17 protein-coding genes are annotated in these 19,865 nt (G+C 72.9%); 14 read left to right on the top strand and 3 right to left on the bottom strand.

Features of this window, described 5'->3' with window-relative positions; translation table 11 throughout:
* Positions 1 to 15 precede the first annotated feature (15 nt).
* A complete protein-coding gene (locus Sspor_RS26015; protein WP_202201283.1) occupies positions 16 to 858 on the top strand; it encodes a MurR/RpiR family transcriptional regulator in 843 nt (280 codons plus the stop codon).
* A 43-nt stretch (positions 859 to 901) separates the two neighbouring features.
* Here the strand turns inward: Sspor_RS26015 and Sspor_RS26020 are convergent, their stop codons facing one another.
* Positions 902 to 2,329 carry a type III PLP-dependent enzyme domain-containing protein gene (locus Sspor_RS26020; protein ID WP_202201284.1) on the bottom strand — a complete coding sequence of 476 codons (1,428 nt, stop codon included), beginning with the start codon at positions 2,327 to 2,329 and terminating at the stop codon, positions 902 to 904.
* Positions 2,330 to 2,433: 104 nt separating this feature from the next.
* Between Sspor_RS26020 and hutU the strand changes: the two genes are divergently transcribed.
* The 8 genes from hutU (at position 2,434) to Sspor_RS26060 (ending at position 12,166) form a co-directional block, all read left to right on the top strand.
* On the top strand, positions 2,434 to 4,098 hold the full coding sequence (gene hutU / locus Sspor_RS26025; protein ID WP_202201285.1) for a urocanate hydratase: 1,665 nt from the start codon (positions 2,434 to 2,436) through the stop codon (positions 4,096 to 4,098).
* Between the two features lie 11 nt (positions 4,099 to 4,109).
* A complete protein-coding gene (locus tag Sspor_RS26030) occupies positions 4,110 to 5,300 on the top strand; it encodes an allantoate amidohydrolase (protein WP_202203871.1) in 1,191 nt (396 codons plus the stop codon).
* Positions 5,291 to 6,631, top strand: coding sequence for a formimidoylglutamate deiminase (locus tag Sspor_RS26035; protein ID WP_202201286.1), 1,341 nt, complete (start codon positions 5,291 to 5,293; stop codon positions 6,629 to 6,631). The genes Sspor_RS26030 and Sspor_RS26035 overlap by 10 nt, the downstream gene beginning before the upstream one ends.
* Before the next feature lie 119 nt (positions 6,632 to 6,750).
* Positions 6,751 to 7,929 (top strand): imidazolonepropionase, encoded by a 1,179-nt coding sequence (gene hutI / locus Sspor_RS26040; RefSeq protein WP_202201287.1) that lies wholly within the window; start codon positions 6,751 to 6,753, stop codon positions 7,927 to 7,929.
* Between the two features lie 113 nt (positions 7,930 to 8,042).
* The gene (locus tag Sspor_RS26045) at positions 8,043 to 8,723 is read left to right on the top strand and encodes an LPXTG cell wall anchor domain-containing protein (protein WP_202201288.1); all 681 of its coding nucleotides are present in this window, start codon (positions 8,043 to 8,045) and stop codon (positions 8,721 to 8,723) included.
* A 16-nt stretch (positions 8,724 to 8,739) separates the two neighbouring features.
* Positions 8,740 to 9,750 (top strand): hypothetical protein, encoded by a 1,011-nt coding sequence (locus Sspor_RS26050; protein ID WP_202201289.1) that lies wholly within the window; start codon positions 8,740 to 8,742, stop codon positions 9,748 to 9,750.
* On the top strand, positions 9,747 to 10,856 hold the full coding sequence (locus Sspor_RS26055; protein ID WP_202201290.1) for a neocarzinostatin apoprotein domain-containing protein: 1,110 nt from the start codon (positions 9,747 to 9,749) through the stop codon (positions 10,854 to 10,856). The genes Sspor_RS26050 and Sspor_RS26055 overlap by 4 nt, the downstream gene beginning before the upstream one ends.
* Positions 10,857 to 10,870: 14 nt before the next feature.
* Positions 10,871 to 12,166 (top strand): hypothetical protein, encoded by a 1,296-nt coding sequence (locus Sspor_RS26060; protein ID WP_202201291.1) that lies wholly within the window; start codon positions 10,871 to 10,873, stop codon positions 12,164 to 12,166.
* A 65-nt stretch (positions 12,167 to 12,231) separates the two neighbouring features.
* Here the strand turns inward: Sspor_RS26060 and Sspor_RS26065 are convergent, their stop codons facing one another.
* The gene (locus tag Sspor_RS26065; protein WP_202201292.1) at positions 12,232 to 13,752 is read right to left on the bottom strand and encodes a peptide MFS transporter; all 1,521 of its coding nucleotides are present in this window, start codon (positions 13,750 to 13,752) and stop codon (positions 12,232 to 12,234) included.
* 493 nt (positions 13,753 to 14,245) lie between these two features.
* Here Sspor_RS26065 and Sspor_RS26070 point away from each other — a divergent pair, with 493 nt between their 5' ends.
* Both Sspor_RS26070 and Sspor_RS26075 read left to right on the top strand, forming a co-directional pair.
* Positions 14,246 to 14,923, top strand: a complete 678-nt coding sequence (locus Sspor_RS26070; RefSeq protein WP_030724697.1) for a response regulator transcription factor — start codon at positions 14,246 to 14,248, stop codon at positions 14,921 to 14,923.
* A 38-nt stretch (positions 14,924 to 14,961) separates the two neighbouring features.
* Entirely contained in the window at positions 14,962 to 16,227 is a 1,266-nt protein-coding gene (locus tag Sspor_RS26075; RefSeq protein WP_202201293.1) for a sensor histidine kinase, read from the top strand.
* A gap of 20 nt (positions 16,228 to 16,247) precedes the next feature.
* On the opposite strand, the gene Sspor_RS26080 is transcribed toward Sspor_RS26075, so the two are convergent.
* The gene (locus Sspor_RS26080; protein ID WP_202201294.1) at positions 16,248 to 16,784 is read right to left on the bottom strand and encodes a GtrA family protein; all 537 of its coding nucleotides are present in this window, start codon (positions 16,782 to 16,784) and stop codon (positions 16,248 to 16,250) included.
* A 197-nt stretch (positions 16,785 to 16,981) separates the two neighbouring features.
* On the opposite strand from Sspor_RS26080, the gene Sspor_RS26085 reads away from it, so the two are divergent.
* From Sspor_RS26085 to Sspor_RS26095, 3 genes are read left to right on the top strand one after another with little or no spacing between them, the layout of a single operon-like run.
* Positions 16,982 to 18,121, top strand: a complete 1,140-nt coding sequence (locus tag Sspor_RS26085; protein WP_202201295.1) for a 5-(carboxyamino)imidazole ribonucleotide synthase — start codon at positions 16,982 to 16,984, stop codon at positions 18,119 to 18,121.
* Positions 18,118 to 18,654, top strand: a complete 537-nt coding sequence (gene purE / locus Sspor_RS26090; protein WP_202201296.1) for a 5-(carboxyamino)imidazole ribonucleotide mutase — start codon at positions 18,118 to 18,120, stop codon at positions 18,652 to 18,654. Before Sspor_RS26085 ends, purE begins: the two co-directional genes overlap by 4 nt.
* Complete coding sequence (locus Sspor_RS26095) at positions 18,651 to 19,832, top strand: dipeptidase (RefSeq protein ID WP_202201297.1); 1,182 nt, start codon at positions 18,651 to 18,653, stop codon at positions 19,830 to 19,832. Before purE ends, Sspor_RS26095 begins: the two co-directional genes overlap by 4 nt.
* Positions 19,833 to 19,865 lie beyond the last annotated feature (33 nt).

Raw genomic sequence — 19,865 nt, forward strand, 5'->3', positions numbered from 1 at the left:
GACGGAGGGGACGGGATGAGCGACAGCCCGGCCGCGCGGCTGCAGAAGCTGTTCGAGGGGCACCGGCTGACGCCGACCCAGCGGCGGATCGCGCACTGCATGGTGCGCGGGGCGGCGGAGGTGCCCTTCCTGTCGAGCGTCGAGCTCGCCGAACTGGCCGGGGTGAGCCAGCCGTCGGTGACCCGGTTCGCCGTGGCCCTGGGCTTCGACGGCTATCCCGCGCTGCGCCGCCACCTGCGCGAGGTGGCCCCCGCCGAGCGGCCCGGGGTCGCGCGGGAGGACTCGTACAACGAGTACCAGCAGGCCGTCCTGGGCGAGATCGAGAACCTGCGGCAGCTGGCGGCGATGCTCGCCGACCCCGCGCCGGTCCAGGAGGCGGGCCGGCTGCTCGCCGCCTCGACCCCGCTGCTGGTGCTGGGGCTGCGGGCGGCTTCGTCCCAGGCGCGCGGGTTCGCGTACTTCGCGTCGAAGGTGCACCCGGACGTACGGCTCCTCGACGAGGGCGGGTCGATGATGGAGGACCGCATCGACGCGGCCCGCTACGAGGGGGCCACGGCGCTGCTCTGCTTCGCGCTGCCCCGTCATCCCCGGGAGGTCGTGGACACGCTGGAACGCTCGCGGCGGGCCGGCCTGACCGTGGTCACGGTCGCGGACTCGGCCTTCGCCCCGGTGGCCCGCCACTCGGACCTGCTGATTCCGGCGCAGGTCGGCACCGGGCTGGCCTTCGACACGGCGTGCGCGCCGATGCTGCTGGGCCGGGTGCTGCTGGAGTCGATGGCGGACGCGCTGCCGGACGCGCAGGCGCGGCTGGAGGCCTTCGACGCGCGGGCCGCTGCGCGGGGCCTGTTCGTGGAGTGACCCGGGCCCCGGCCCCGGCCCCGGGTCTCGACGCCGGTGCGGCTCAAAGACCGGGGCTCCGCCCCGAGCCCCGCGCCTCAAACGCCGGCGAGGCTGGAAGCAGGGCGTCGCGCAGCGGGCCGCCCGCCTCCGCGACGATCGACGGGACGTCCTGCGCCGGGCGGACGAGGTGGAAGCGGACCTCGCCCGACGCGGTCAGCGTGAAGCCGTGGACCGCCGGGCGCGGCAGGCTGTTGTAGCCGTAGTGGGCCGTGAAGAAGTACGCGCCGGTGTCCGGGACGCCGATCAGGTCGCCGGGGGCGAGCCGGGGCAGCTCGCGGGCGGTGGCGAGCAGGTCCCCGGCGAAGCAGGCGGGGCCGGCGATGTCCTGGGCCACCGGGTCGCCGGTCTTCGGGGCGCCCTTCGCGTCGTACGGCAGGATCCGCACCGGCCAGGCCGCCGGGGCGTACGCGGTGCGGGTCGCCACCTGGACCCCGGCGTGGGTGAGCGCGATCGGCCGGGATCCGCTGGTCTTGGTGTACTCGACACGGGCCAGCACCAGGCCGTGCTTGGCCAGCAGGGACCGGCCGAACTCCGTGACCAGGCCGTACGAGCCGTCGAAGAGGGCGGGGACCGCCTCGCGCAGGGCGGCCACGTACTGCGCGTACGTCGGGGCCGGCTCGTCCGAGGCGAAGTTCACCGGCAGGCCGCCGCCGATGTCGAGGGTGTCGACGCGGCGCTGCCCGGCCGCCGCGTTGATCTCCTCGGCGAGCGCGTGCAGGTCCCGTACACCCTCCGCGATCAGGGCCAGGGGAACGCCCTGGGAGCCCGAGTGGATGTGCAGGCGGGTGAGCCAGGGCCGGTCCAGGTAGGCCCGTACGAGCCATGCGCGCGCCCCGGGGTCGCGCAGGGCGACGCCGAACTTCGAGGTGGACGTCGCCGTGGACAGCGCGTCGATGGCGCCCCCACCGGTCTGCGGGTTGATCCGGACGCCGATCGGGGACGCGGTCGGCGCCCGGCCGACGAGCGCGTCGAGGCGTTCCAGCTCCTGCGGGTTGTCGGCGTTGACGGCGATGCCCAGGGCCAGGGCTTCGCGCAGCTCGGCCACCGTCTTGGCGGGGGAGTCCAGGACGGTCCGGCCGGCGGGGACGCCCGCCGCCCGGGCCAGCGCCAGCTCGCCGGGGCTGGCCACCTCGCAGCCGAGCCCGGCGTCGGCGAGCAGCCGCAGGACCGGGACGAGCGGGGCGGCCTTGACGGCGAAGGCGTGCAGGACGGGCGTGCCGGGCGCGACGGCGCCGTCGAAGGCGGAGGTGAGGGCGGCGGCGGAGGCCCGGATCCCGGCGACGTCCAGCAGGCAGGTCAGCGGGTCCGCGGTGTCGCTGCCGCCCACCAGACCTTGCTCGACGGCGGCCCGTACGGCCAGGTCACGGCGCTCGGCCGCGTCCTCGGCGGAACTCTCGGCTGCGCTCGTGGCGGCACCCTGGGTGTCCATGGCCCCCATCCCATCATCCGACAGGGCCGACCGCAGCTGTTGACTGAATCTATTCAGGGCGCGAGGATGTGAATAGATTGACCAACATCGGAGGAGGCACCGCCATGTCAGGACCCCGCCCCGTACGTGCCGCGCGAGGCACCGAGCTCAGCACCCTGGGATGGCAGCAGGAGGCCGCCCTGCGGATGCTGCAGAACAACCTCGACCCCGAGGTCGCCGAGCACCCCGACAAGCTCGTCGTCTACGGCGGCACCGGCAAGGCCGCCCGCGACTGGCGCTCGTACGACGCGATGGTCCGCACCCTGCAGACCCTCAAGCAGGACGAGACGATGCTGGTCCAGTCCGGCCGCCCGGTCGGCGTGATGCAGACCCACGAGTGGGCGCCGCGCGTCCTGCTCGCCAACTCCAACCTCGTCGGCGACTGGGCCAACTGGGAGGAGTTCCGCCGCCTGGAGCACCTGGGCCTGACCATGTACGGCCAGATGACCGCCGGGTCCTGGATCTACATCGGCACCCAGGGCATCCTCCAGGGCACCTACGAGACCTTCGCCGCCGTCGCCGCGAAGAAGTTCAACGGCACCCTCGCCGGCACCATCACCCTCACCGCCGGTCTCGGCGGCATGGGCGGCGCCCAGCCGCTGGCCGTGACGATGAACGACGGCGTCGCGATCTGTATCGACGTCGACCCGCGCGCCATCGACCGCCGCATCGAGCACCGCTACCTGGACGTCAAGGCCGACAACCTGCGCCACGCCCTCCAGCTGGCCGTCGAGGCGCGCGACGCCCGCAAGCCGCTCTCCATCGGCCTCCTCGGCAACGCCGCCGAGCTCCTCCCGCAGATGCTCGCGGAAGGCGCCCCGATCGACATCGTCACCGACCAGACCTCGGCGCACGACCCGCTGTCGTACCTGCCCGTGGGCGTCGACTTCGACGACATGGCCTCCTACGCGGCCAAGGACCCGGCCGGCTTCACCACCCGCGCCCGCGAGTCGATGGCCAAGCACGTCGAGGCCATGGTCGGCTTCATGGACGCCGGCTCCGAGGTCTTCGACTACGGCAACTCCATCCGCGGCGAGGCCCAGCTGGCCGGCTACGACCGCGCCTTCGCCTTCCCCGGCTTCGTCCCCGCCTACATCCGCCCGCTGTTCTGCGAGGGCAAGGGCCCCTTCCGCTGGGCGGCGCTCTCGGGCCAGGCCTCGGACATCCACAAGACCGACAAGGCCATGCTGGACCTCTTCCCGGAGAACGAGTCCCTGCACCGCTGGATCAAGATGGCCGGCGAGCGCGTCCACTTCCAGGGCCTGCCCGCGCGCATCTGCTGGCTCGGCTACGGCGAGCGCGACAAGGCCGGCGAGCGCTTCAACGAGATGGTGGCGGACGGCACCCTCGCCGCGCCGCTGGTCATCGGCCGCGACCACCTCGACTGCGGCTCGGTGGCCTCCCCGTACCGCGAGACCGAGGCCATGCTCGACGGCTCCGACGCCATCGCCGACTGGCCGCTGCTCAACGCCATGGTCAACGTCGCCTCCGGCGCCTCCTGGGTCTCCATCCACCACGGCGGCGGCGTCGGCATGGGCCGCTCGATCCACGCGGGCCAGGTCACGGTCGCCGACGGCACCCCGCTGGCCGGCGAGAAGATCCGCCGCGTCCTCACCAACGACCCGGGCATGGGCGTCATCCGCCACGTCGACGCCGGCTACGACATCGCCGAGTCGGTCGCCGACGAGCGCGGCGTCCGCGTCCCCATGCGTGAGGGCGACGACGCGTGACCTTCCACGAGATGTGGGCCCAGCTCGCGCCCATCGGCCGCGACGCCGGCACCGGCGGGTACCGCCGGTACGCCTGGAGCGGGGCCGACGCCGACTGCCGGACCTGGTTCCAGGAGCAGGCCGAGGCGCGCGGGCTGACGTACGAGACCGACCGCAACGGCAACCAGTGGGCCTGGCTCGGCGACCCCCTCGCGGGGGACGCCGTGGTCACCGGCTCGCACCTGGACTCCGTCCCCGACGGCGGGGCCTTCGACGGCCCCCTCGGGGTGGTGTCCTCCTTCGCGGCCCTGGACGAGCTCCGCAGCAGGGGCGCGGAGTTCTCCAGGCCGCTGGCCATCACCAACTTCGGTGACGAGGAGGGCGCCCGCTTCGGGCTCGCCTGCGTCGGCTCCCGGCTCGCCGCCGGACAGCTGACCAAGGACAAGGCCTACGAGCTGCGCGACGCCGAGGGCATCTCCCTGCCCCAGGCCATGGAGGCCGCCGGATACGACCCCGAGGCCATCGGGGCCGACCCCGAACGCCTGGGCCGGATCGGCGCCTTCGTCGAACTGCACGTGGAACAGGGCCGCGCCCTGGACCTGTCCGGCGACCGGGTCGGCATCGCCTCCGCGATCTGGCCGCACGGCCGCTGGCGGTTCGACTTCCGCGGCGAGGCCAACCACGCCGGCACCACCCGGCTGGTCGACCGCCGCGACCCGATGCTCACCTACGCGGCGACCGTCCTGGCCGCCCGCACGGAGGCGGCCTTCGCCGGGGCCGTCGCCACCTTCGGGAAGATCTCGGTCGAGCCCAACGGGGTCAACGCCATCCCCTCGCTCGTGCGCGGCTGGCTCGACTCCCGGGCCGCCGACCAGGCCACCCTCGACACGGTCGTCACGGCCATCGAGAAGGCCGCCCGCGAGCGCGCCGACCAGGACGGCATCGACCTCGGCATCGTCCGGGAGTCCTTCACCCCGGTCGTCGAGTTCGAGCACGCCCTGCGCGACGAGATGAACCGGATCCTGGGCGGTTCGGTCCCCGTTCTCGGTACCGGGGCGGGACACGACGCCGGGATCCTCTCGGCGGCCGTCCCGACCGCCATGCTGTTCGTTCGGAACCCGACCGGCGTCTCCCACTCCCCGCGGGAGTTCGCCGCCGAGGACGACTGCGTCGCCGGTGTCCTCGCCCTCGCCGACGTACTGGAAGGCCTGGCATGTCGTTGACGACGTACTGGCTGGAGCACGCCTGGCTCGGCACCCATGTCGAGCCGGGCGTCGCCCTGGAGGTCACCGCGGAGGGCCGGATCGGAGCCCTGCGCACCGGTGTGGGCAGCCCGCCGCCCGGCGCCGAGGTGCTGCGCGGTCTCACCGTCCCCGGGCTGGCCAACGCGCACAGCCACGCCTTCCACCGGGCCCTGCGGGGCACGGTCCAGGTCGGCTCCGGCACCTTCTGGACCTGGCGCGACCTCATGTACAAGGTCGCCCAGAACCTCACCCCCGACAGCTACTTCGCCCTCGCCCGCGCGGTGTACGCCGAGATGGCGCTGGCCGGCATCACCAACGTCGGCGAGTTCCACTACGTCCACCACGCGCCCGGCGGCACCGCCTACGCCGACCCGAACGCGATGGGCGAGGCCCTGATCGAGGCCGCCGCCGCGGCCGGCATCCGGATCACCCTGCTGGACACCGCGTACCTGTCCTCGGGCTTCGGCGAGGCCCCCAACGCCCACCAGCTGCGCTTCTCCGACGGCACCGCCGAGGCCTGGGCCGAGCGCGCCGCCGCCCTCAAGCCCCGCGCGCACGCCCTGATCGGCGCCGCGATCCACTCGGTCCGCGCGGTGCCCGCCGCCGAACTGGCCACCGTCGCGGGCTGGGCCGAGGAGCGCCGGGCGCCCCTGCACGTCCACCTCTCGGAGCAGACCGCCGAGAACGACGCCTGCCTGGCCGCCCACGGACGCACCCCGACCCAGCTGCTGGCCGACCACGGCGTGCTCGGCCCGCGCACCACCGGTGTCCACAACACGCACCTCACCGACACGGACATCGCCCTCCTCGGCGGGACCACCACCGGCACCTGCATGTGCCCCACCACCGAACGCGACCTCGCGGACGGCATCGGCCCGGCCACCCGGCTCCAGCGGGCGGGCAGCCCGCTGTCCCTGGGCAGCGACAGCCACGCCGTCGTCGACCTGCTCGAAGAGGCCCGAGCGATGGAGCTGAACGAGCGCCTGCGCAGCCGCACCCGGGGTCACTGGACGGCGAACGCCCTGCTCGCCGCCGCCACCGAGGACGGCCACGCCGCTCTCGGGCTCCCGGACGCGGGCCGCCTGGAGGCGGGCGCGCTCGCGGACTTCACCACGATCGCCCTGGACTCCGTACGCACGGCGGGTCCGCTGCCGAGGCTGGGCGCCGAGACGGCGGTCTTCGCCGCCACCGCCTCGGACGTCCGCCACACGGTGGTCGGCGGCCGCCACATCGTCCGCGACGGCCACCACACCCTGGTCGGGGACGTCCCGACGGCCCTGTCCGAGTCCATCGCAGCCCTGCGCGGCTGACCGTTTCCCGGGGCTCCGCCCCAGACCCCGCGCCTCAAGCGCCGGCGAGGCTGTATGTCAGCCCGTCCGGCGTTCGAGGACCGGGTCCGGGCAGAGCCCGGTGCTCTGAGAGGAACCCCATGACCACCACCGCCATCACCAACATCGGCAGCCTCGTCACCAACGACCCCGCCGCAGGCGACGGCAGCCCCCTCGGCCTCGTCCAGGACGCCGCCGTCGTCATCGACGGCGACAAGGTCGCCTGGGTCGGCCCCGCCGCCAAGGCGCCCGCCGCGGACGAGGTCTTCGACGCGCAGGGCCGGGCCGTCATCCCCGGCTTCGTCGACTCCCACTCGCACCTCGTCTTCGCCGGCGACCGCACCCAGGAGTTCAACGCCCGGATGTCGGGCCGCGCCTACTCCGCCGGCGGTATCCGTACCACCGTCGCCGCCACCCGCGCCGCCACCGACGCCGAGCTGGAGGCGAACCTCGTCCGCCACCTCGACGAGGCCCGCCGCCAGGGCACCACCACCTTCGAGACCAAGTCCGGCTACGGCCTCACCGTCGCCGACGAGGCCCGCGCCCTGCGCATCGCCGCCGCGCACACCGAGGAAGTCACCTACCTCGGGGCGCACATCGTCTCCCCCGACTTCGCCGAGGACCCGGCGGGCTACGTCGACCTCGTCACCGGCGAGATGCTGGCGGCCTGCGCCCCGTACGCCCGCTGGGTGGACGTCTTCTGCGAGAAGGGCGCCTTCGACGGCGACCAGGCCCGCGCGATCCTCACCGCCGGCGCCGCCGCCGGGCTGATCCCCCGCGTGCACGCCAACCAGCTCTCCTACGGGCCCGGCGTCCAGCTCGCCGTCGAGCTGGAGGCGGCCTCCGCCGACCACTGCACCCACCTCACCGACGCCGACGTCGACGCCCTCGCCCAGGCGGCGGACACCACGGTCGCCACCCTGCTGCCCGGCGCCGAGTTCTCCACGCGCGCCCAGTGGCCCGACGCCCGGCGCCTGATCGACGCGGGTGCCACCGTCGCCCTGTCCACCGACTGCAACCCGGGCTCCTCCTACACGAGTTCCATGCCGTTCTGCATCGCGCTCGCCGTCCGCGACATGCGGATGACCCCCGACGAGGCGCTCTGGGCGGCCACCGCCGGCGGCGCCCGCGCCCTGCGCCGTACGGACATCGGCGTCGTGGCCCCGGGAGCCCGCGCCGACCTCGCCCTGCTGGACGCCCCCAGCCATGTCCACCTGGCCTACCGGCCGGGCGTACCGCTCGTTTCCGGCGTCTGGCAGCGGGGCCGCCGCGCCTGCTGACGAACGGTCGATTCGGGCCTGTCCTTTGTCTTCCCTCCGTAAGGGCCCGGGCGTACCTTGAGCCACCGATCTGATGTGTCGTCAGTTTTCTGTGGCCCGAGGGGAAGACGAAGGTGTCCGACCGCAAACGCTCCACCGCGCTCGCGCTGGCCTCCGCGCTGGCCGGATCGGCGGTGCTGTTCACCGCCCCCGCGGCCCACGCCGCCGTCGTCGACGTGGCCTACGACTGCAAGACCCCGATCGGCGACAAGTCGGCGGTGTCGCCCATCGACATCAAGGCCGTGAAGGAGGGCGACGGGTACAAGCTGACGATGTCCTTCCAGAAGGGCGTCTCGTCCAGCCCCATCGAGCTCGGCAAGGGCGCCATGAGCCCCGGCGCCGTCATCCTCGTCGACGGCGCAGAGAAGGTGTCCGTACCGGTCTCCGGCCCGTCCAACCCCGAGGCCGTGCCGCCCGACACACCCATCAAGATCACCGACCTCTCGGGCACCTACACGCCCAGGAAGAGCGGCAAGGTCACCTTCACCGCCGGGGTGCTCACCATCAAGGCGATGGGCACCACGACCACCTGCACCCCCGGCAACAGCCCGGGGCCCTCGCTCGAACTGGACGTCACCGCACCCGGCGGCGGGACCACCACCCGGTCCGGCGCCGACACCACCGGCGACACCCTCCCGCAGACCGGCCCCACCGACTCCGTCCTCGCCTTCGGCACCCTCGGCGCCACCGTGCTGCTCTCCGGCGCCGCCGGCGTGCTCTGGCTGACCCGGCGCGGCCGGCGGGCCCGGTCCTGAACGGAGCGCCCCGGTCATGCCCGTGCTCCCCGCCCTCAGGCGCGCCGCCGTCGCCCTCCTGCTCGCCGCCGCCACGTCGTACGCGACCCCGGCGCACCCCGCGGCCGCCGACGAGCCGGGCTGGACCGCCGAGCCCGCCGCCGGAACGGCGTCCGGCGTCCGCCCGTACTTCTATCTGGCCGGTGCCCCCGGCACCGTGCTGGAGGACCGCCTCGCCCTGGCCAACGCCACCGACCAGGAGCGCACCATCACGCTGCGCGGGGCCGACGCCTACAACACGGCCGACGGCGCCTTCGCGGTCCGGCCGGCCGGCGCCACCGCCGCCGCCCCCACGGCCCCCGGGGCAGGGTCCTGGATCAGCTTCGGGGCGGCCACGACCGTGAAGGTCCCGCCCCGCACCCGCGCCGTGGTCCCCTTCACCCTCACCGTGCCGCCCGCGTCCCCGCCGGGCGACCACCCCGCCGCCGTGCTCGCCACCGACGGCGGCCACGAGGTCGGCGTACGGGTCCACCTGCGGGTCGGCGGCCCCGCCTTGGCCGCCCTCACCGTCGAGGACGTCGCCGTACGGGGCCGGGGCGCGGCCGCCGTCATCGCCTACACCCTCGTCAACCGCGGCAACGTCGCCCTGGCCCCCGAGCTCCGGATCCGCACCGACGCCCTCCTCGGCGAGGCGTCCGACCCGCCGCGCGGCCGCACCCTGCCGGTGGAACTGCTCCCCGGCCAGCGGGTGGAGCTCACCGAGCCCTGGCCCGGCGCCCCGGCCCTCGACCGGGTCCGCGTCACCCTCACCGTGACGGCCCCCGGCGGCGCCCGCGCGGTGGCCACCGGATCGTGCTGGCTCCTTCCCCGGGGCCTGGCCGGCTGGAGCGGGGCCGGGCTGCTCGGCCTCGGCGCGACCGCCGCCGCGCTGTACCTCGTACGGGGCCGACGGCCCGAACCGGGCCCGGGCCCGGCGCCGGACGCGCCGCCCGCGGCCGGACCGACGACCCCTGCACCGCACCACGAACTGACGGGAGCCGCCAGGTGAGAAGAGTCGCAGCCCTGCTGGCCGCGGGGCTGGCGGTGTGCGCCCTCGCCCTGTTCCCCGCGGGCCCGGCCGCCGCCGAGGGCAAGCCGGCCGTGGCCCTCTCGCTCCAGGAGGCCGCCAAGGGCACCGGGATCACCGTCACCGGCACCGGGTGGCCGGCCAGGACCCTGGTGATGCTGCTGGTCTGCGGACAGAACATGATCGGCGGCACCAACAGCTGCGCCAACGCCGACGGCGCCGCCGTCTCGGTCGCCGCCGACGGGGGCTTCACCGCCCAGCTGCCCGTGGTGGCACCGCCCAAGCCCTGCCCCTGCATCGTCAACGTCACCTCCGTCAACGGCGACCAGTCCACCGTCGCGGCGCCCCTGAAGATCACCGACCACCCGGTCGCCGAGCTTCCCGCCGAGTCCGGCACGGCCCGCCTCGCGGTGCTCACCGGGGTCCGGCTCGAGGGCGGGGACGGGGTGCTGACCTGGTTCGGAGCCCCGCCCGCCCGGAAGTTCAAGGTCACCGTCGGCAATCTCGGCACGGTCCCGGTCAAGGACCCGGTCTTCCAGCTCGGCACCGCGCACGGGGTGTTCGCCCCGCTGTGGGAGGAGGCCCGCTGGAAGGGCACCATCCCGCCCGGCGGCAAGGCGGAGATCGCCCTCGACGCGGACCTGGCCGCCGGCGCCCACGGCGACTACACGGTCTCCCTCAAGTACGGCGAGACCGTGCTGGCCGCGCAGCCCTGGGGCGTGGACCGCCCGTACGGGGTGCTGCTCTTCTGGGGCCTGCTCCTGCTGGTGATCCCGGCCGCGGTCTTCCGTATCGGCATGGCCGTCGTCGACCGGGTCCGGCCGCGCGCGGCGGCCTCCGCCGGCCGCCACCGCGGTACGGGTCCCCTGGAGGCCGCCGCGGCCGCCGCCTCCGCCGTGACGGCCCGGCTGCCGAGGATCCCGGCCCTGCGGACCCCCGAGCCGGCCCCGGGCGCCGACCGCCCGGAGCGGTCCCCCCAGACCACCACGGCGGTCCTGCCGTGGTTCACCCCGGACAGCGCGCCGGGCACAGCACCACAGGCGTCCGCACCGTCTGAGAACCGTTCGACGACGAAGGGACATTCGTGAATACCCAACGGAGGGTGAGCGCGGCCGTGATCGCGCTGCTGCTCGGGGGTGCCGGTATCGCCATCGGAGCCACTCCCGCCCAGGCCGCGGAGACCAAGTTCAACGTCAAGTGCGTGCCCCCGGCCGGGGGCGGCGGGCCGGTGGAGGGGGAGACCACGGCCAAGGTCACCGCTCCCGCCTCGGCGAAGGTCGGCGACGAGGTCGACGTGTCGTGGGAGACGGTCAAGCCGGCCTCGAACAACACGGACCTGATGGACATCCCGCAGGACGCGGTCCAGCCCACCGGCTGGATCACCGTGGGCGGCGGGGGCGGTGAGCTGAAGGTCGTCGGGGAGAAGAAGAACCCGCCGATCCCGAAGAAGGCGCCCATGCAGATGTCCGTGATGAAGGGCAAGCTGAAGCTCACCAAGGCCGGGAAGATCACGCTGACCCCGGGCAAGTACGACGTGGCGGTCACCTTCTCCTTCGGCACGTTCGTCACCAAGTGCGCCCCGACCGGCACCGTGGGCGTGGGCGCCACCATCGACGTGGCGGCCGGCTCCAGCGGCGGTACGACGACCGGCGGCTCCACCACGGGCGGTTCCACCACGGGCGGCTCGACGACCGGCGGCTCCACGACGGGTGGCTCGACGACCGGCGGCTCCACCTCGGGCGGTTCCTCCTCCGGTGGCGGTGGCGGCCAGACCGACTTCCCGGGCAAGGCGGTCGAGGTGGCCTTCGACTGCGGGCCGGTCGTCCCGGGGGGCATCAAGACCCCGGTCACGATCAACGCGAAGAAGAACGGCGGCAGCTACGACCTGACGGTCAAGACCGCCAAGGGCGCGATGGCGGCGCCCATGGCCCTGCCCGCGGGAGCCCTCAAGCCCTCGATGGACGTGAAGCTCGGCGGGGCGGACAGCGGGACGGTCAAGGTCTCCGGCCCGGCCAACGCCGAGCCGATCCCGGACAAGGCCCCGGTCAGCCTCAGCGACATGACCGGCACCTACAAGCCCGGCAAGAGCGGCAAGGTGACGCTGAGCCCGGACCAGCTGACGATCGACGTCACGATGGCTCCCGGCGCCACCCCGATCAACGTCCCCTGCAAGGCGACGAGCAGCGGGGTCTCCCTGGAACTGGACACCGCCGCCCAGCCGGGCGGCTCCGGTTCCACCACCGCCTCCGGCAGCGGCACCTCGGGCGGTCTGGCCGAGACCGGCGCGGAGGATGAGGGCGGCATCAAGGCCCTGGCCCTGGTCGCCGGCACGGTGATCCTGCTCGGCGGGGCGGTGTTCACCTTCACCCCGTGGCGCCGCCTGCGCGGCACCCGCTGACACGCGAACGGCCCGGCACACCGTGCGGTGTGCCGGGCCGTTCCGTGGGACGGGGAGCGAACGGGTCAGTTCATGCCGTCCATCAGCTGGTTGACCTTCTTGCGGTACATGAAGATCGCGAGACCGGCGGCCACGGCGGCGACCGCCTGGAAGAGGATGACCCCGACGCCGTTCAGCTGCACGTCGGCCAGACCCATCAGACCGGTGATGCAGTCACCGGCGGTGACGGCCAGGAACCAGACGCCCATCATCTGGGAGCCGTACTTCTGCGGCGCCATCTTCGTGGTGACCGACAGGCCGACCGGGGAGAGGCACAGCTCGGCGAGCGTGTGCATCAGGAAGATGAGCACCAGCCACCACATGGTGACCTTGGTGTCGTTGCCGGAGGTCTGGCTCAGCGGCAGGGCGAAGACGAAGAACGAGGCGCCGACGATGACCAGGGCCACCGAGAACTTCACGATGGTGCTGGGCTCGCGGTTGCGGCGGGCCAGGGCCACCCAGGCGGCGGCGAAGACCGGGGCCAGGGCCACCACGAAGAGCGGGTTCAGCGACTGGAAGATGGTGGTCGGGACTTCCCAGCCGAACAGGCTGCGCTCGGAGTTCTTGTCACCGAAGAGCGAGAGCGTCGAACCGCCCTGGTCGTAGATCATCCAGAAGACGGCGGCGGCCACGAAGAACCAGATGTAGGCGCTCATCCGGGTCTGCTCGACGGTGGACAGGTCCCGGTCCCGCTTGATGCGGACGAGGACGGCGACCGGGATGAGCAGGCCGGCGATGGTGATCGGGTACAGCGCCCACTTGATGGTGAACATGTCCGCGGCGACGACGGCACCGTAGAAGACGGCGATGACGGCCAGGACGGCGAGCGCCTTGACGATCACGGTCTTGCGCTCGGCGGCGCTCAGCGGGTTCGGGACGATGCTGCTCTGCGGGCTCAGCGTGCGGCCGGCGAGCAGGTAGACCACGAGGCCGATGGCCATGCCGACGGCGGCCAGCGCGAAGCCGAGGTGCCAGTTCACGGTCTCGCCGACGATGCCGATGCCGACCGGTGCGAGGAGGGCACCCACGTTGATGCCGATGTAGAAGATCGTGAAGCCGCTGTCACGGCGCGGGTCGTCCACACCGCGGTACAGGTGGCCGACCATCGTGGAGATGTTGGCCTTCAGCAGACCGGAGCCGATCGCGACCAGCAGCAGACCGACGAAGAACGCGATCTGGCCGGGCAGCGCGAGCGACACGTGGCCCGCCATGATCACGACACCGGCGATGGCGACCGTCTTGCGGGCGCCCCAGACGCGGTCACCGAACCAGCCGCCGGGCATGGCCATGAGGTAGACCATGGCCACGTAGACGGAGTAGATCGCCGTGGCCGTCGCCGCGGTGAAGCCGAGGCCACCGCCCTGGCTGCCGGTCGCGGCGTCCACGCCGCCGGAGACCAGGTACAGAACGAGAAGCGCACGCATGCCGTAGTAGGAGAAACGCTCCCACATCTCGGTCATGAACAGCGTGGCCAGGCCGATCGGGTGGCCGAGGACGGTCTTCTCGTGAGCGGGGCTCGGTGAGGCCGTCGTCAGGCTGGAAGCCATGGTCGATCCTTGCTTGCTCGGGACGCTTGGCTTCGTGAGCTCATCCGCGCCCGGTGGGGGGTGGCCGGCACCGGCGGCGGATCTCCCACCCCACGCCTCGGGGCCCGCCCCGCAGGAGGGGGCGGCAGGACATCCGCAACCGGGATCCACGCCCGCCCGCGCATCATCACGCGGGGGGCCCGGCCAACAGGTCATTCACTGTCGTCAAGGACGGCCGGGTAAGTCCTCGATAGGACCACCCATCCGGTTCAGGACAGAAATAGAGACCTATGTGCTGCTTTTCGGCACAAAGGTCCCTGAGGTATTGCATCAGGCGTCTCGCCACCATACGACACGACACTGAGGCATATGAAAGGACTTGAGAGATGGATCACAAGGCGCGCCGGGAACCGTTCGACCATATTCGAAGGCGCTTAGTAGTTCATAAGCCCAGATAGAGAGGGGTCTTCCCGCGGGCCCCTGGTTTCAGCCGCCGCGCACTACCATCACCCACATGACGCGTGTACTGCTCGCCGAGGACGACGCATCCATCTCGGAACCCCTGGCCCGCGCCCTGCGCCGGGAGGGGTACGAGGTCGAGGTCCGGGAGGACGGCCCCACCGCCCTGGACGCGGGACTGCAGGGCGGCGTCGACCTCGTCGTCCTCGACCTGGGCCTGCCGGGCATGGACGGCCTGGAGGTCGCCCGCCGGCTGCGCGCCGAGGGCCACGGCTTCCCGATCCTGGTCCTCACCGCCCGGGCCGACGAGGTCGACACGGTCGTCGGCCTGGACGCCGGCGCCGACGACTACGTGACCAAGCCCTTCCGGCTGGCCGAACTCCTCGCCCGGGTCCGGGCCCTGCTCCGGCGCGGCGCCACCGAGGCCCTCCAGCCCCCCGCCACCCACGGCGTGCGGATCGACGTCGAGTCGCACCGCGCCTGGATGGGCGAGGAGGAGCTCCAGCTCACGGCCAAGGAGTTCGACCTGCTGCGGGTCCTGGTCCGCGACGCGGGCCGCGTCGTCACCCGCGACCAGCTCATGCGGGAGGTCTGGGACACCACCTGGTGGTCCTCCACCAAGACCCTCGACATGCACATCTCCTGGCTGCGCAAGAAGCTGGGCGACGACGCCGCCAACCCCCGCTACATCGCCACCGTGCGGGGCGTCGGTTTCCGCTTCGAGAAGAGCTGACCACTTCCCCCGGCTCCACCTGGGGCATGCTCTAGGGCATGCGCCGCCGCCTCATCAACTCCACGCTCGCCGTGGTGCTCGTCGTGATCGCCGTCTTCGGGGTCTCCCTCGTCATCGTGGAGACCCGGACCATCACCAGCAGCGCCCAGGACCGCATCGAGTCCGAGGCGCTGCGGCTCGTGGGCAGCGTCGAGGCGAACGTCCTGGAGAAGAAGCCGATCGACCCCGTGGCCCTCGGCGAGCAGCTGGACGCCGGCCACTACGCGCGGATCACCGTCCCCGGCCAGCCGGCCGTCCAGGTGGGCGCCCCGATCCCCGACAGCGTGATCCGCGGCACCGCCCGCGGGGAGCAGGGCGAGGTCGTGGTCGTCGAGGAGTCCCGCTCCACCGTGACCCGCGAGGTCGGGCGGACCCTGGCCGTGGTCGGCGCGGTGGCCCTGCTGGCGGTGGTCGCGGCCGTCCTGCTCGCCGTACGGCAGGCCAACCGGCTGGCCTCCCCGCTGACCGACCTGGCCGAGACGGCGGAGCGGCTCGGATCGGGCGACCCGCGGCCCCGGCACAAACGGTACGGGGTCCCCGAGCTGGACCGGGTCGCGGACGTACTGGACTCCAGCGCCGAGCGGATCGGCCGGATGCTCACGGCCGAGCGGCGCCTGGCCGCGGACGCCTCCCACCAGCTGCGCACCCCGCTCACCGCGCTCTCCATGCGGCTGGAGGAGATCACGGTCACCGATGACCTGGCGACCGTCCGGGAGGAGGCGACGATCGCCCTGACCCAGGTGGAGCGGCTCACGGACGTGGTGCAGCGGCTGCTCACGAACTCACGGGACCCGCGGACGGGCTCGGCGGTCCCCTTCGACCTGGACGAGGTCGTCAAGCAGCAGGTCGAGGAGTGGCGGCCGGCCTACCGCAGCGCGGGCCGGGCCATCGTGCGCTCCGGACGGCAGGGCGTGCGGGCCGTGGGCACCCCGGGCGCGGTCTCGCAGGTGCTGGCCACCCTGGTGGAGAACGCCCTGATGCACGGCGGGGGCACGGTCGCGCTGCGCACCCGGGTGATCGGCAACCAGGCGGTGCTGGAGGTCACGGACGAGGGACCGGGCGTCCCGCCGGACCTCGGCAACCGGATCTTCGAGCGGGCCATCAGCGGCCGCAACTCCACCGGGATCGGCCTCGCGGTGGCCCGCGACCTCGCGGAGGCGGACGGCGGACGCCTGGAGCTGCTCCAGACGCAGCCGCCGGTGTTCGCCCTGTTCCTCAGCCGGACGGCCCCGGAACGCGCCGAACCGGAGACCACCGTCCGCTAGGGGGCGGCTGCCCGGGCGTCCTAGTTGTTCGCGGGCTCCGGCTCGGGCAACGGCTCCGGCCTGCGGTCCGGCTTCGGCAGGGGCGCCGGCTCCGGCATCGGCTCGGCCCGGTCGGCCGGCTCGGGCAGGGCCTTGAAGACCCACGTCCGGTACGACCAGAACCGGAACACGGTGGCGGTCCCGATGCCGACGAACTTGAACACGTTGCTGGCGACCGGGCCGTCCCAGCCGAACCCGTAGGTGGCGACGTAGAGCACACCGCTCTCGATGACCAGGCCGATGCCGCTGAACGCGGCGAACAGGGTCAGCTCACGGGTACGGCCGCTCTGCGCGCGGTCCCGGTAGGCGAAGTAGCGGAAGCCGATGTAGTTCGTGGCGATCGCCACGACGGTGGCTATCACGCTCGCGCGCACCACCTGCAGATCGGTGGTGTTGCGGATCAGGTTGAAGACACCCAGGTTGACCAGGACACCCAGACCGCCGACCGCCCCGAACTTGGCGACCTCTCGCACGAGGCCGCGTACGCGTTCGACGACAGCTCCGCCAGGCGTGCTCATCAGTAGGTCAGTCCTGTCGGTCACCGCCCGCTTACGGGGCGTCCGGTGTTCTCCGTCAACCCACCCATGCTAAGTGTCCCCCCGGCGCTCCGTCTGTGCCTTCCGGCACCGTGCGACGCACGGCACACGGACGGCCGGGGCCGGGGGCGCGTCCATGCGGGTCCCGGTGGCCGAATACCGGCGGATACCCTGGAGGAGTGACGTTCCCGGTAGTCGGCATGGTCGGCGGCGGTCAGCTCGCCCGCATGACCCACGAGGCGGGTATCCCCCTCGGTATCAGATTCAAGCTCCTCAGTGACACCCCGCAGGACTCGGCGGCCCAGGTCGTGAGCGATGTCGTCATCGGCGACTATCGCGACCTGGAGACGCTGCGTGCCTTCGCGCGCGGTTGTGACGTGATCACCTTCGACCACGAGCATGTACCCATGGAGCACCTGCGGGCCCTGGAAGCGGACGGCATCCCCGTCCGCCCGGGGCCCGACGCTTTGGTGCATGCCCAGGACAAGGGGGTGATGCGCGCCAAGCTCGACGAGATCGGCGCGCCCAGCCCCCGCCACCGGATCGTGAGCGATCCGGACGACGTGGCCGCCTTCGCGGACGAGGTGGGCGGGTTCCCCGTCATCCTCAAGACCGTGCGGGGCGGGTACGACGGCAAGGGGGTGTGGTTCGTCCGCACCCCCGAGGACGCGGCGGCCCCGTTCAAGGCGGGCGTCCCGGTCCTCGCGGAGGAGAAGGTCGCGTTCGTCCGCGAGCTCGCGGCGAACATCGTCCGTTCCCCGCACGGCCAGGCGGTGGCCTATCCCGTCGTCGAGTCCCGCCAGGTGGACGGGGTCTGCGACACGGTGATCGCCCCCGCCCCGGACCTCTCGGAGGCCCTCGCGGGCGAGGCCCAAGCCCTCGCCCTGCGCATCGCCAAGGAACTCGGCGTGACCGGCCACCTGGCCGTGGAGCTGTTCGAGACCACCGACGGCCGGATCCTGGTCAACGAGCTGGCGATGCGCCCGCACAACAGCGGCCACTGGACCCAGGACGGGGCCGTGACCTCCCAGTTCGCCAACCACGTACGGGCGGTCCTGGACCTCCCGCTGGGCGACCCGCGCCCCCGCGCCAAGTGGACGGTCATGGCGAACGTGCTGGGCGGGGACTACCCCGACATGTACGCGGCGTACCTGCACTGCATGGCCCACGACCCCCAGCTGAAGATCCACATGTACGGCAAGGACGTGAAACACGGTCGCAAGGTCGGCCACGTCAACACCTACGGCGACGACCTGGACGATGTGCTGGAGCGCGCACGCCACGCTGCCGACTACCTCAGAGGAACGGTCACCGCATGAGCACCACCTCCGCAGCCCCCGTCATCGGCATCGTGATGGGATCCGACTCGGACTGGCCCGTCATGGAGGCGGCCGCCCAGGCCCTGGACGAGTTCGAGATCCCCTACGAGGTCGACGTCGTGTCCGCCCACCGGATGCCGCGCGAGATGATCGAGTACGGGGAGCGGGCCGCCGACCGCGGGCTGAAGGCGATCATCGCGGGTGCGGGCGGCGCCGCCCACCTGCCCGGCATGCTCGCCTCGGTCACCCCGCTGCCGGTCATCGGTGTGCCGGTGCCGCTGAAGTACCTCGACGGCATGGACTCGCTGCTGTCGATCGTCCAGATGCCGGCCGGGGTGCCCGTCGCCACCGTCTCGGTCGCCGGCGCGCGCAACGCGGGCCTGCTGGCCGTACGGATGCTGGCCGCCCACGACACCGAGCTGCTGGCCCGGATGCGCGAGTTCCAGCAGGAGCTCAACGACCAGGCCACCGAGAAGGGCAAGCGGCTGCGTACGAAGGTCGCGAGCGCGGAGTCCTTCGGGTTCGGGAAGTGAGCGCGGCGCAGCGCCTGGAAGAGGCGCGTGAGCTGCTGGCCGCCCACCCCGTCGTGGACGGCCACAACGACCTGCCCTGGGCGCTGCGCGAGCAGGTGCGCTACGACCTGGCGCGACGGGACATCGCGGGCGACCAGTCCGCCCACCTGCACACCGACATCCCCCGGCTGCGCGCCGGCGGGGTCGGCGCGCAGTTCTGGTCCGTCTACGTACGGTCCGACTACGCCGGTGACGAGGCGGTCAGCGCCACCCTGGAGCAGATCGACGTCGTCACCCAGCTGATCGACCGTTACCCCGGCGACCTCGTGCGGGCGCTGACGGCCGACGACATGGAGGCGGCCCGCGCCGACGGCCGGATCGCCTCGCTGATGGGTGCCGAGGGCGGCCACTCCATCAACAACTCGCTGGCCACCCTGCGCGCCCTGCACCAGCTGGGCGTGCGGTACATGACGCTCACGCACAACGACACGATCGACTGGGCGGACTCGGCGACCGACGAGCCCCGGCACGGCGGTCTGACCGACTTCGGCCGCGAGGTCGTCCGCGAGATGAACCGCGTCGGCATGCTGGTGGACCTCTCGCACGTCGCCGCGACGACGATGCGGGACGCGATCGCGGTCTCGGCCGCGCCGGTGGTCTTCTCGCACTCCTCGGCGCGCGCGGTCTGCGACCACCCGCGCAACATCCCCGACGACGTGCTGGCCATGCTGCCGGGCAACGGCGGGGTGGCGATGGCCACCTTCGTACCGAAGTTCATCCTCCCGGCGGCGGTCGAGTGGACCCTGGCCGCGGACGAGAACCTGCGGGCGCACGGTTTCCACCACCTGGACACCACCCCCGAGGCGATGGCCCTGCACCGGGCCTTCGAGGCGGAGCGCCCGCGCCCGGTGGCCACGGCCGCGACGGTGGCCGACCACCTGGAGCACATGCGCGAGGTGGCCGGCATCGACCACATCGGCATCGGCGGGGACTACGACGGCACGGCCTTCACCCCGTCCGGCCTGGACGATGTGGCGGGCTACCCGAACCTCGTCGCCGAGCTGCTCGCGCGCGGCTGGTCCAAGGCCGACCTGGCCAAGCTGACCTGGTCCAACGCGGTACGGGTGCTGCGCGACGCGGAGGCGGTCGCCCGCGACCTCTCGGCCTCCCGGGGCCCGTCGAACGCGGTGATCCGGTAGCGGACGCGGGGCCCGGCGGGGGCGGTGACAGGG

Origin of the sequence: Streptomyces spororaveus (assembly GCF_016755875.1) — a bacterium.
GTDB lineage: Bacteria > Actinomycetota > Actinomycetes > Streptomycetales > Streptomycetaceae > Streptomyces > Streptomyces spororaveus.